This window comes from uncultured Corynebacterium sp., assembly GCF_947253065.1.
Classification (GTDB): Bacteria; Actinomycetota; Actinomycetes; order Mycobacteriales; family Mycobacteriaceae; genus Corynebacterium.
In genome coordinates, this window is the sequence record NZ_CAMXWS010000003.1 from 23042 (window position 1) to 35643 (window position 12602).

Consider the following 12602-nt stretch of genomic DNA (forward strand, 5'->3'; position numbering starts at 1 on the left):
GGTGCGTGGAAAGCGGACGCTCTAGTCCTTCTTGAGGGGCTTGCTGACGATCTCCACGATGCCGAAGACGAGGAAGCCGACGATCAAGCCAACAACGGTGGACCCAGCGGTATCCACCAACCAGCCGAGCATGCCGCCGCCGACAGATTCAGAGGCTTGGGCAAGCACGTCGTGGGGCCAGTGCCAACCGAAGACTTCGCCCAGACCACGAATGATCAAGTGGCCACCGACCCACAGCATGGCAACAGTGCCGATGATGCCGATCGCCTTGAGCACGTACGGCATGCCCTTCACAAGAGCACGGCCGACGCCTGGAGCATTATCGCGTTCGATCATGCCCAGGCCGATATCGTCCACCTTCACCAGCAACGCGACGGCGCCGTACACAGCCGCGGTGATGAATAGTGCCACTGCGACGAGCACCATGAATTCCATCATGAAGGGCTGGTCAGCAACCTCATCGAGGGAGATGATCATGATCTCAGCAGAAAGAATCAGGTCGGTCGTCACAGCGCGTTTGACCAGTGTGTCTTCGCTTTCAGGACTGCGGTTCACCGCGCGGTCCTGTTGCTCCTCCTCGTTGTGGAGGAATTTATCGGCGATCTTTTCCGCACCCTCGAAGCACAGGTAAGTGCCACCGATCATGAGGATCGGCACCAGCGCCCAGGGCGCGACCGCATTGAGCAAAAGCGCGATCGGAAGGATGATCAGCAGCTTATTGCGCAGCGAGCCTTTGGTGATCTTCCAAATGATCGGCAGTTCGCGTGCCGGGGTCACTCCCGTGACATACTGCGGGGTCACCGCCGCGTCGTCGATGACAACACCTGCGGCCTTGGTCGAGGTTTTCGCGGTCATTGTGGCCACATCGTCCATGCTGGAGGCAGCAGTTTTGGCGATGAGGGCAACGTCGTCAAGCAGTGCAAGGAGACCGCCAGCCATGTGCGGGCCTTTCTGTTGGGGAAGTGCGTTCGATCAACAAATCTTAATGTGCGGAGCAGCTTTGGGTAGGGTGTGATCCATGTCAGAAACCGTGACCTCGACCGCGCGCGTGCGCCTGGGCAGCCCAGCACGTTACGGCAAGCTGTTGGCTCATCACTTTGAGCAGCTTATCGACGCCACATGGGACCCCGAGACTGCCAAAGGGTCTTTCACTTTTTCCGCCGAGGACTCGCAGAATGAGTCATGTGATTCGGCGACATGCGATGTGATCGCCACTGAGGGCGTGCTCATGCTGAGCGTTGAAGGTCCAGAGCCCGCCGTGGAAAACGCGGAACGTCAGATGGCCTCACAGTTGATTCATCTAGCTCAAGATGAAGACGTGGTTGTCGAATTCGCCCGTGGTGATAAGGGCTTGGTGCGGTTTACCAGCGCTTAAATTGCAGCAGGGGTGAGTTCTACCTCATCTGCCCATGTCAGGTCGATGCCCTGCGCGCGGAGCCATTCCATCGCATCATCATCGTGGCGAGTAATGCCTTCAACAGCATTGAGCGTTGCATCAATCGCGCGCTCGGCTTCTTCAGCCGTGATGAAACCAGCTGAGGTGGCTGCAGCCAGTTCGTCGATATCGAGAACATCGACTGCCTCTCCCCGAACGGCCACGAGGTCGACGTACAAGTCGCGTGTGCGCCAGACTTCGCCCTCGACATCGATATCAGCGATATCAAAGTAGTAGTCCTGCTCCACCTCGACGCCTTCGCGGAAGTGGAAGATATTGGCACGCAGATTCAGCTTGGGCAGCAGCCAGCTTTCCAGGTAGCCGAATTTCGGGTGATTCGCGCCGCGTGCCATGTAAAGGCCGAAGTCTGTGACCCGGAAGGTATCCACATCACGCAGGTACCCCTTCGGGTCGGTGTTGATCTTTGATGTCGTGTCAAAGGTTTCCTGCTTGACTGGGTGAAGGTCAGGCGCGAATTCGCTGTTGGCTTTATAGGCGCTGTTGCCGCTGCCTACCGTGGCTGCTGTCATGTCCTTCACCTGCCGTTCGTCTTTATGCGCATTCATGGGCTTATCTACTTCACCGTCACGCTCAGTGCCGTCGGGGCGAAACCGCAGCTGCGGCCGCCGGTATTGACAGCTCCAGAGACAACCGCCAATACCGTGCCGGAGCCCGTATTGGCCACGTTGGAGAGCGTTGCCGGTCCTGTTGGGTTTATCCCTTTGTTATGAAGCGGCGTTACACCACTGCGAAGATTGGACAGGTTGATCCAGTGGACACGCATCGCTCCTTGCTGGGCGGATGCAGGTTTTGTACCCAAAGCTGTGAATACAAAAGTGGTCTGTCCAGCCTTCGGTGCTGGCACTGGAATGCGGGCAGGACCGGGCACGGCAAGGAAAGATCCGGTGGAGTGCATGCCTGCGCCCATGCAGTTGGGAGAGACTGTCGGCCAGAATCCTTGGCGGAAAGCTGGGCCGTTTTGGGGGAGTCCCGGGCCACCTGGCTCGCCGGTTCCAGCGGCGAAGGCCAGGCCGTTTAGCAGGGCATCGCGCACCGGAGCGGGCACGCCGGGATGATTGGCGAAGTCCTTGACGGCGCGTTGCACCTGCGGGGTTGGGCGGCCGAGCGGGTCCACGACCTGAGAGGGTAGGGAGGACAGTGAAGATGGGGTCGGCGCTGCCTGTGCAGGGGAGATGGCACTGGGTCCGAGAATCGTGCCAGCGGTGAGGGCGACAGACAAAGCAAGCGTGCGTGCAGCGGTTGCTATCTTCAACGAAACTATCCTTAGCTGAGGGAAAATAACGTTACAACTTTAGCAACTGTAGTCACATATATGACTTCCGCAACATCAATCGCATCAGTTTCTTGATTTTTCTTTGGTGTCAAGGGTCTTAACTGGACGGAAAGTCCATGTAGTTTTGATATCGCACGTAAGGCCCTATGGGAGTAGGGTTTAACCGTTCAACTGCCATAAAGCAGTACGCCTATTCAAAGGAGCAGACGAAGAAGTGTCGCACCCTGAGTTCCGTAACGTCGCCATCGTCGCCCACGTCGACCATGGCAAGACCACTCTCGTCAACGGCATGCTGGAGCAGTCCGGCGCGTTCGGCGATCACGGCGAGGTTGCAGACCGCGTCATGGATTCCGGTGATCTCGAATCCGAACGTGGCATCACGATTTTGGCGAAGAACACGTCCATTCGTCGTAAAGGCCTCGGCAAAGATGGCCGCGACCTGGTGATCAACGTCATTGACACCCCGGGCCACGCGGACTTCGGCGGAGAGGTCGAGCGCGGCCTTTCCATGGTCGACGGCGTTGTCCTGCTTATCGACGCCTCCGAAGGCCCCCTTCCGCAGACCCGCTTCGTGCTGGGCAAGGCGCTCGAGGCGAAGAAGCCTGTGATCATCTGCGTGAACAAGACCGACCGTCCGGACGCGCGTATCGACGAAGTCGTAGAAGAAGCCCAGGACCTGCTCCTCGAGCTCGGCGCCGGCCTTGAGGATCCGGAAGCTGCCGAAGCGGCTGAGAACCTGCTTGAGCTGCCGGTGCTCTACGCCTCCGGTCGTGCTGGCCGCGCTTCGTTCAACAACCCTGGCAACGGCGAGCTGCCGGACAACGATGATCTTCAGCCGCTCTTCGACGTCATCTACGACGTCCTCCCAGAGCCGTCCGCAGATATCGACGCACCTTTCCAGGCCCAGGTCACCAACTTGGACTCCTCTTCCTTCCTCGGTCGTATCGCGCTTGTTCGTGTGCACCGCGGCTCGGTAAAGAAGGGCGACCAGGTCGCTTGGGTGCACTACGACGCGGAAGGCGAGCAGCACGTCAAGAACGTCAAGATCGCTGAGCTGCTGGTCACCGAGGGGCTCGAGCGCGTTCCGGCGCAGGGCGAAGTCGTAGCAGGCGATATCGCTGCTGTCTCCGGTATCGACGAGATCATGATCGGTGACACCCTTTGTGATCCGGAGAATGTCGAGCCGCGCCCGCGCATCAAGATTGATGACCCGGCGATCTCCATGACCATCGGTGTGAACACCTCTCCGATGGCTGGTCGTGGTGGTGGCGACAAGCTCACTGCCCGCATGGTCAAGGCGCGTCTGGATCAGGAGCTGATCGGTAATGTCTCCATCAAGGTGCTGCCGACCGAACGTCCGGATGCTTGGGAGGTTCAGGGCCGTGGCGAGATGGCGCTGACCGTCCTGATTGAAACGATGCGTCGTGAAGGCTTTGAGCTGACCGTGGGCAAGCCGCAGGTTGTTACTAAGGAGATCGACGGCAAGATCCACGAGCCGTACGACCACATGGTCATTGACACTCCGTCTGAGTACCAGGGCGCTGTCACCCAGCTGATGGCCAGCCGCAAGGGGCAGATGACCGCGATGGGCAATGCAGGCTCCGGCGACTGGGTGCGCATGGAATTTGATGTTCCGTCCCGTGGCCTCATCGGCTTCCGCACGACCTTCCTTACTGAGACTCATGGTGCTGGTATTGCTAACTCGTACTCCATCGAGCACCGCCCGTGGGCGGGTGAGATCAAGGGTCGTCCGACGGGCTCGCTTGTCGCTGACCGTTCCGGCCAGGTCACCTCGTACGCGCTGATGCAGCTCGCTGACCGCGGCAACTTCTTCGTGGAACCCGGCGCTGAGACCTACGAGGGCATGGTCGTTGGTGCGAATAACCGTGATGAGGACATGGACGTCAACATCACTAAGGAGAAGAAGCTGACCAATATGCGTGCTGCTTCGGCGGACACTACGGTCACCTTGGCGAAGGCGAAGTCTCTGTCACTCGATGAGGCCATCGAATTCTGTGATGACGACGAATGCGTTGAGGTCACCCCGGACGTCATGCGCGTGCGCAAGGTCATCCTGAATGCCACCGAGCGTGGTCGTGCTCGTTCCCGCGCTAAGCAGATGAACAAGTAGCGGTAAATAGCGGGAGGGTCGCCGAGATGCAGTAGCATTGACCCTCATGCGCACCCCCAGTTGCAGAACTACTACGGCGAGGATTCTCGCCCCGGTTCTTGCTCTGGGGGTGCTGTCGTCTTTGGTGTCGTGTTCCGCGCAACCTGGCCCGCCGCCAATCGTTGAGGAAGAAGAACAGGAAACAACGGAGACGACCAGCACGACGGAGCAGCCCGCGACACGCTCTCAAGCGAATGTGGGCATCCAGCCACTGCGCAATGGTCTCAACCCGCACCTTGTGGCTGATGAGAATTCCACGGTGCGTGATGTTGCTGAGTTGACGCTGCCGAGCGCATTTCACGCCGGCAAGCTCAATACCGACTTGTTGGAATCAGCCGAGGTGCTCGATGCTGAAGACAACGAGGTGCCAGACGCGCCTGCAATGACAGTGCGGTATGTGATCAACCCTGCTGCGCAGTGGTCAGACGGCAGCCCGATCACGGGCGCGGATTTCGTGTACCTGTGGCGCGGAATCACCTCCACGCCCGGCGCAGTCGCCCCGGCTGGGTACCGCGCGATTCGGGATGTGCAGGTCACCGGCGGTGGCGGCAAGACCGTGGATGTGCTTTTCGACGAACAGGTGGATACCTGGCCCGACCTTTTCAATTACCTCCTGCCTTCGCATTTGCTCGACTCGCGTGCAGAGGACTTTGCCACGGCGTTGCGTGACACGATCCCAGCGTCGGCAGGCCGCTACATGGTGGACAATGTCGACCGTGGCGCAGGCACGATCGACCTGAACCGAAATGACAGGTTCTGGGGGGCGAACCCGGCAGGCATTGATCTGCTCACGCTCAATTTCGTGCGGTCCACGGATCTGACAGCTGATCGGTTGCGCTCAGGGCAGCTCGCTTTCGTCGATCATGTACCGGGGGAGACCTCGTGGGATACATATTCGCTAATCCCAGATGCGCAGGTCCGGCTCGAGGAAGGTCCGCGTGAGCTCGGCCTCACCTTGTCGGTTGATTCGCCGATTCTTCAGTCGCGCGATGTGCGTACGGAACTCGCATCGCTAATCGACGTCCCACTCATCGCCCGCATCGCCGCCGGTCGCACCCGCGATCTGGCAGAGGCAGAACCCACCCGTCAGGTCGAGCGTGAGCCTGATGCTCTGCGCGCTGCAGCAGGGAAGTCCCGTCCATTGCGGATTGCTGCTGATCCCCGCGATGATCAAGCTATGCCAGCAGCTCGAGCACTGGTCGATGTTCTCGTACGCGCCGGGGTGTCAGCAGAAGCGGTCGCAGCGGATGCCACCGAGACTGCACAGCGCCTGCGCGCCGGCACTGTCGATGCAACGGTCGCATGGTCGCTCGACGGTGGTCCCGGGGTGTGGGCTAGCAAGGTGCAGTGCCCACCAGCGGACGTTGAATACGTCTCGGGGAATTTGAGTGGGTTGTGTTTGGCGTCGACACGCATGCTTTCCGGCGACATCCTGTCCGGAGAGATTCCTGCAGACCGCGCCAGCGATGTCGTTTCTGACACCTTGCGACGCGAAGCTGTCTGGGTGCCTTTATTGTCCGAGCGTCGCATCATGGTCTTAGGCAATGGCATAGAAGGACCCGCCGCACAGCTCGATGAGTGGGGCAGTGGGGTGGCAGGAGCAGCCCAGTGGAAGCTAGCGGAACCAGTCAATACGGAAGGTGAATCCATAGATGAACGCAGCGAGCCCGATCCCGAACCTGATTCCGATGCCGAGCTCCGAGCCGGCTAAGCGCGCAGTGAAAGGCCCGCGTGATCTCGTTGGTCTGCGCGTCGTAGCAGTGCACGCGCACCCGGATGACGAGTCCATTTCCACCGGCGGTGCTCTCGCACACCTCGCGCGACGTGGCGCCGACGTCCTCGTTGTCACCTGCACACTTGGCGAGGAAGGCGAAGTGATCGGGGAGACCTACCAAGGCCTCGTCAACGATGCCGCTGACCAACTCGGTGGCTTCCGCATCCATGAGCTCTCCCGTGCATTGGAGATCCTCGGCGTCCGCGGCGCATTCCTTGGCGGTGCTGGCCGTTACCGGGACTCCGGCATGGCGGGATCACCTGCAAGCCGCAACCCTCGCGCCTTCGTCAACTCCGGCCAGCAAGCCGTCAACGACCTCGTAGACATCTTCGAACGCGAAGCACCACACCTCGTGCTCACCTATGACGAAAACGGTGGTTACGGCCACCCTGACCACATTCGTGCTCACGAAATCACGCACCTCGCAGCACAACAGGTCGAGATCCCACGCATCCTCTGGGCAGCGCGCCTGCGTGAAGAACTCGAGGCCAATTTCGCGGAAGACATCCCCGAAGGATGGACCCGCCCCGCGCCGGGCGAGCTCGACGCTGTCGACACCACCGACACGTGGGTTGAGATGGATGATGTTGTCTACGCTGCCAAAGCCGAAGCCATGAAAGCTCACGCCACGCAGATTTGGCTTGCCGACGCCTCCGTCACCCTCACCAACCCCCACGCCGCCATCGCTCGCGGCCCAGTGACCACCTATGCATTGTCCAACCTGATCGCCCAACCGATCATTCGTCGCGAGCACTACCTACTTGGCGCTGGCATGCCTCTTGAGCACGGCGCAGATATCACCAGCGGCCTGGACTTCTAATATGCAGCCCGCTGTCCGGACAGACTTCACCCGTGGGGAAGCCCGCTCAGGTTTAGCCTGGCTCTCAGTGGGGGCTGGGCTGTCAGGGCTGGTGGAGGTGGCGTCGATAAGCACGCTCTACGGCGTAGTTTCGATTCTTGCCGCAGCGGGCCTTGGGGTTGTCTTCACCCGCACCGCGCTGCTCTGGGTGCGCGGACGCACATGGCTGGCGCTTATTCCACTTTGGGCGTGGATCTGCGCATTCATCATGCTCGCGGTCGGTCCGGAAGTCACTGCAACGATCGTCGCCGAAAATAAGATTCGCTGCGCTCTGCTGCTCGCCGCCGCCGTAGCTGGGGCCGTGTGGCCCATTGCGATGCGGAAGTGACATACTGTTGTGAGAATTTTCGTCAGACGAGGAGTGACAACAGCCCATGACCTACATCATCGCTGAGCCTTGTGTCGACCTACTGGACCGCGCTTGTGTTGAAGAGTGCCCGGTCGACTGCATCTACGAAGGCAAGCGCATGCTTTATATCCACCCCGACGAATGCGTGGACTGCGGCGCCTGCGAGCCCGCATGCCCGGTCGAGGCAATCTTCTACGAAGACGACCTGCCCGAAGAGTGGAATGACTACTACGACGCGAACGTCGCCTTCTTCGATGAAATCGGCTCCCCGGGCGGTGCTGCCGCAGAAGGCCCATACGATTTCGACCACCCATTCGTGGCTGCATTGCCACCGATGAACCAGGAGTAGACAGATGGGGTCTCGCCGCTCGCTCAGTCAGGTACTGCCGGATTTTCCATGGGACACCATCGCCGACGTCAAGGCGAAGGCAGCATCCCACCCAGATGGGCTGGTGGACCTGTCCGTCGGCGGGCCGGTCGATGATGTGCCGCCTGCGATCCAGCTCGCGCTCGCGGAGAATTCCGCCGAGCCCGGCTACCCGCAGACGATGGGCACGCCTGCCTTGCGCGCCGCGATCGTCTCGGCGTTGGAGCGCCGCTTCGGCATCGCCGGACTGAACGAGCGCGCTGTGTTGCCGACCATCGGGCTCAAAGAAGCCATCGCGTGGCTGCCGACGTTGCTGGGTCTGCGTGGCCAGACCGTCGTCATCCCGGAAGTCGCGTACCCCACCTACGAGGTCAGCGCACTCATGGCTGGCTGCGATGTCGTGCGTTGCGACGACCCGGCGCAAGCCCCCCGCGATGCCGCCCTGATTTTCCTCAACTCCCCGTCGAACCCGACTGGCGCTGTGGCCTCCGTTGAGCTGCTGCGCTCCTGGGTCGCCTTCGCGCGCGAAACTGGCGCGATCATCGCCTCCGACGAGTGCTACCTCTACCTCGGGTGGGCCACTGAACCTGTCTCTGTGCTGCACCCGTCCGTCACCGACGGTGATAACACCGGCCTTCTGGCGCTGCACTCCCTGTCTAAGACCTCGAATCTGGCGTCCTACCGCTGCGGCATGATCTCCGGCGACGAAGCTCTCGTCCAAGAACTCCTCGAGGTGCGCAAGCACGCTGGCTTGATCGTTCCCGGCCCGATCCAGCACGCCATGGTCGCGGCATTGGAGAGCGACCTGCACGAGGAAATGCAACGCTCGGACTACGCCATGCGCCGCCTCGAGCTGCTCAAGGCCCTGCCTGAAGCAGGCTTCACCGTCGATGACTCTGACGCTGGCCTGTACCTCTGGGTTCGCCGCGACGGCATGGATTCACGCGCGATCCTTAACTGGTTCGCCGAGCGCGGCATCCTCGGTGCACCCGGCGATTTCTACGGCCCGGCAGGCGCATCTCACGTCCGCATCGCACTGACTGCGACGGATGAGAATATCGCTAAGGCCGCACGCCGCATCGTCGAATAGCACACGCGCATAACGTTTTCATTTCGCCGCCCTCGCGGGACTACACTGTCACAAGTTCAGGAAGGAAGGCGGCTGGGGTGACCCAACACGATATAGCTGAAGACGCGGCGTCCGATGTCGCCCGCTCGGCGCCACCTGCGCAGCAAAAGAGAGGCAGCACCGCCTTGCGCGTGATGAACGGTGCCCGCGAATTCATCAAATTCGGCATCGTCGGCGGTTCCGGAGTGCTGGTCAACCTCGCGGTTGTCTACCTCGTGACGAAGGCACTCGAGCTCGGCTGGAACATCCACGAAAATGAAGTCTTCTTCAACCTGTTCGGCACTCGCTGGAATGTCCGCTGGTACCACGTGATCATGACCATCGCGTTCATCACCGCGAACACGTGGAATTACCAGCTCAATCGGTCGTGGACCTTCCGCAACGTGCCGAAGCGGTCGTGGCTGCGCGGGTACTTCCCGTTCCTCGCCACGGGCATTGTCGCGTTCGTTGTCAGCCAGATCGTCGCGACGTTGCTGATGAATCCGACGACGCCCGTCGCGCTTCCCGACGACATCTTCGACGACTCCACCGGACTTCGCACCAAGTTCTACTGGGCAGCTGGCATATCGACGCTGGTGGCCATGCCCGTCAACTTCATCATCAACAAGCTTTGGACGTTCAGTCGCCCGAAAAAGCCGCGGTCCTAGCAGCAGTTTCCTGCCCTAGGCCGCGGCGCCGCGGGGGAGTGGAAAAGAATTAGTTCTTGTGCAGCTCCGCGTTGAGCTCCACGCCCTTTGCCTTGGTGGCTTCCACAGCGCCGGTAACGGAGTTACGGCGGAACAGGATGCCGCTGGCACCGGAAAGCTCAACAGCCTTCACAGAGTCGCCCTCAGACTTACCCACGGCCTCAGCGATCGCAGCGGTCAGAACGACCTTGGTGCCGGCGGTGACGTAGAGGCCGGCTTCGACGGTGCAGTCGTCGCCAAGCGAAATACCGATGCCTGCGTTGGCGCCGAGCAGGCAGCGCTCACCGATCTTGATGGTTTCCTTGCCGCCACCCGAGAGGGTGCCCATGATGGATGCACCGCCGCCGATATCGGTGCCGTCGCCCACGACGACGCCCGCGGAAATGCGGCCCTCAACCATGGACGCGCCGAGCGTGCCCGCGTTGAAGTTGACGAAGCCCTCGTGCATCACCGTGGTGCCCTCAGCCAGGTGAGCGCCCAGGCGCACGCGGTCCGCATCACCGATGCGCACACCAGACGGAACGACATAATCGACCATGCGCGGGAACTTGTCCACGGAGAACACCACGACCGGGCCACGCGCGGACAGACGGCCACGCACAACCTGGAAATCAGCGACAGCGCACGGACCGTAGTTCGTCCACACCACATTCGCCAGCAGGCCGAACAGGCCATCAAGATTCGCCTCGTGCGGTTTCACAAGACGGTGGGAGAGCAGGTGCAGACGCAGGTACGCGTCGTACGCATCGATCGGGGCGGCGGAGATATCAGCAATCGACGTCGCCACCGGCACGCGTGCCACACCGCGGTCCTCATCCGGGCCAGCGAGCTTCGCGAACTGCTGCGGGGTCTCCTCCAAGCGAGTAGTGCCTGTCGACGCCACCGACTCACCGAGCTTCGGAGCCGGATACCAAACATCAAGGACAGTTCCGTCGTGCGTGACAGTGGCCAAGCCCCGTGCGAATGCGGTGGTCATAGTAGCAATCAGTCTTTCTCGTCAGGTTACAAATTCTGGGTATGAAATTGCACGGCCAACGCAATGCGCCAGCCGTGCATAGTTTAGAAGATCTTCAGTTATGTGTGGGGGCTCCACACGCGAGGTGGTTAAGCCATCTCGGCCGGTTCCGTTGCCTTGCCGCGGTGAACGATGAGACTGATGATCACAATCGTCGACACCACGATGATGGCGGAGATGAGCTCGGTGCGGCCACCGGCGTCGAAAAGCATGAGCAAAACGAAGCCGCCGAGTACTGCCAGGGTGGCCCATGCGAGCCACGGATAACCCCACATGCGCACTTCGGTGATCTCTCCCTTCGCCACAAGCTGCGGGTGCAGGCGAATGTAGGAGAGGATGATCATCGTCCAAATCATGATCAAGATGCCACCCACGGCGTTGAGCAGGAAGGTGAGCAGCCCCGGCGGGTTCCACCATTGGAGACCCACGGAGACAAAACCGAAGAAGATCGACACGAGCACAGCACGCACCGGAACACCGGAATCATTGGTCTGTGCAAAGTACTTTGGAGCATCGTGTCCGCGTGCCATGGAGTACAGCAGACGCGAGTTGCCGTAGAGCTGCGCATTACAAGCCGACAGCAGTGCGAGAGCGATGACGACCTCCATGATCGTCGCAGCACCAGAAATATTCGCGCGGTCCAGGACCAAGGTGAACGGGGATTCCGCAGCCGATTCAGCGCCCGCAATCTGGTCGTAGGGGAGCAGCAGAATGATCAGCAGAACAGAGCCGATGTAGAACACAGCGATACGCCAGATCGCGGAACGAATGGCGGCGCCGACGGCTTCCTTCGGGTCCTCCGACTCAGCTGCAGCGATGGTGACCAGCTCGATGCCGCCGAAAGCGAATGCCACGGCGAGCATTGCGGTGGCAATACCACCGATGCCATTCGGCATGAAGCCAACACCCTCGATATTGCTCGTGCCCACTGCGTCCATGCCCGGGAACAGGCCGATGACCATGAGCACGCCCATGACGAGGAATGTGATGATCGCAGCGACCTTGATTAGCGCGAACCAGAACTCGAATTCGCCAAAGCCACGTACAGCAACCAGGTTGATGGCGGCGAAGAACACCACCGCAATCAGCGCCGGGATCCAGGGGGCAATCCCGAACCAGCCACTGATAATCGCTGAAGCACCAGTGATTTCCACACCGATGATGAGCACCTGCATGAACCAGTACGCCCAGCCGACAGAGAAGCCCGCCCACGCACCGAACGCTTGGTCCGAATACGTAGCAAAGCTTCCCGACGATGGCCGCGCTGCGACCATCTCTGCCAGCATCTGCATAATGCAGACCGTGACAGCTCCGGCGAAGATATAGGCGATGAGGACGGCCGGGCCCGCGGCCTGGATGCCCACGCCGGTTCCGAGGAAGAGGCCAGCGCCGATGGCTGAGCCCAGTCCCATCATGGTCAGGTGGCGGGTTTGCAAACCGCTATTGAGGGTGTTCGACATGAGTCAAGTGTAGAAACACTGGGCACTCACCGATAATTGGGGGTGAATTATATACACCCGCGCT

General features: G+C 60.7%; 13 protein-coding genes. 8 read left to right on the forward strand and 5 right to left on the reverse strand.

Going from position 1 to position 12602, the window contains the following annotated elements; genetic code table 11:
- Positions 1-21: 21 nt before the first annotated feature.
- Positions 22-939 (reverse strand): DUF808 domain-containing protein, encoded by a 918-nt coding sequence (locus tag Q0X21_RS01435; RefSeq protein WP_297849917.1) that lies wholly within the window; start codon positions 937-939, stop codon positions 22-24.
- Between the two features lie 79 nt (positions 940-1018).
- On the opposite strand from Q0X21_RS01435, the gene Q0X21_RS01440 reads away from it, so the two are divergent.
- On the forward strand, positions 1019-1375 hold the full coding sequence (locus Q0X21_RS01440; RefSeq protein ID WP_297849918.1) for a DUF2218 domain-containing protein: 357 nt from the start codon (positions 1019-1021) through the stop codon (positions 1373-1375).
- Here Q0X21_RS01440 and Q0X21_RS01445 read toward each other — a convergent pair.
- Complete coding sequence (locus Q0X21_RS01445) at positions 1372-2001, reverse strand: DUF402 domain-containing protein (protein WP_297849919.1); 630 nt, start codon at positions 1999-2001, stop codon at positions 1372-1374. The genes Q0X21_RS01440 and Q0X21_RS01445 overlap by 4 nt on opposite strands.
- A gap of 8 nt (positions 2002-2009) precedes the next feature.
- Entirely contained in the window at positions 2010-2708 is a 699-nt protein-coding gene (locus Q0X21_RS01450; RefSeq protein ID WP_297849920.1) for a hypothetical protein, read from the reverse strand.
- 235 nt (positions 2709-2943) lie between these two features.
- Between Q0X21_RS01450 and typA the strand changes: the two genes are divergently transcribed.
- The 7 genes from typA (at position 2944) to Q0X21_RS01485 (ending at position 10024) form a co-directional block, all read left to right on the forward strand.
- On the forward strand, positions 2944-4860 hold the full coding sequence (gene typA, locus Q0X21_RS01455) for a translational GTPase TypA (RefSeq protein ID WP_297849921.1): 1917 nt from the start codon (positions 2944-2946) through the stop codon (positions 4858-4860).
- Between the two features lie 46 nt (positions 4861-4906).
- Positions 4907-6610: an ABC transporter family substrate-binding protein gene (locus Q0X21_RS01460; protein ID WP_297849922.1), complete on the forward strand. Its 1704-nt coding sequence runs from the start codon at positions 4907-4909 to the stop codon at positions 6608-6610.
- A complete protein-coding gene (gene mshB / locus Q0X21_RS01465; RefSeq protein ID WP_297849980.1) occupies positions 6588-7493 on the forward strand; it encodes an N-acetyl-1-D-myo-inositol-2-amino-2-deoxy-alpha-D-glucopyranoside deacetylase in 906 nt (301 codons plus the stop codon). Before Q0X21_RS01460 ends, mshB begins: the two co-directional genes overlap by 23 nt.
- Positions 7494-7560: 67 nt before the next feature.
- Positions 7561-7860 carry a hypothetical protein gene (locus tag Q0X21_RS01470; protein WP_297849923.1) on the forward strand — a complete coding sequence of 100 codons (300 nt, stop codon included), beginning with the start codon at positions 7561-7563 and terminating at the stop codon, positions 7858-7860.
- 46 nt (positions 7861-7906) lie between these two features.
- On the forward strand, positions 7907-8230 hold the full coding sequence (gene fdxA / locus Q0X21_RS01475) for a ferredoxin (RefSeq protein ID WP_297849924.1): 324 nt from the start codon (positions 7907-7909) through the stop codon (positions 8228-8230).
- 4 nt (positions 8231-8234) lie between these two features.
- Positions 8235-9338 (forward strand): succinyldiaminopimelate transaminase, encoded by a 1104-nt coding sequence (gene dapC, locus Q0X21_RS01480; protein WP_297849925.1) that lies wholly within the window; start codon positions 8235-8237, stop codon positions 9336-9338.
- 173 nt (positions 9339-9511) lie between these two features.
- Positions 9512-10024 (forward strand): GtrA family protein, encoded by a 513-nt coding sequence (locus Q0X21_RS01485; RefSeq protein WP_297849981.1) that lies wholly within the window; start codon positions 9512-9514, stop codon positions 10022-10024.
- 49 nt (positions 10025-10073) lie between these two features.
- Here the strand turns inward: Q0X21_RS01485 and dapD are convergent, their stop codons facing one another.
- Together dapD and Q0X21_RS01495 are read right to left on the reverse strand one after the other, a co-directional pair.
- Positions 10074-11039 (reverse strand): 2,3,4,5-tetrahydropyridine-2,6-dicarboxylate N-succinyltransferase, encoded by a 966-nt coding sequence (dapD, locus tag Q0X21_RS01490; RefSeq protein ID WP_297849926.1) that lies wholly within the window; start codon positions 11037-11039, stop codon positions 10074-10076.
- A 128-nt stretch (positions 11040-11167) separates the two neighbouring features.
- Positions 11168-12538 (reverse strand): amino acid permease, encoded by a 1371-nt coding sequence (locus Q0X21_RS01495; protein ID WP_297849927.1) that lies wholly within the window; start codon positions 12536-12538, stop codon positions 11168-11170.
- Positions 12539-12602 lie beyond the last annotated feature (64 nt).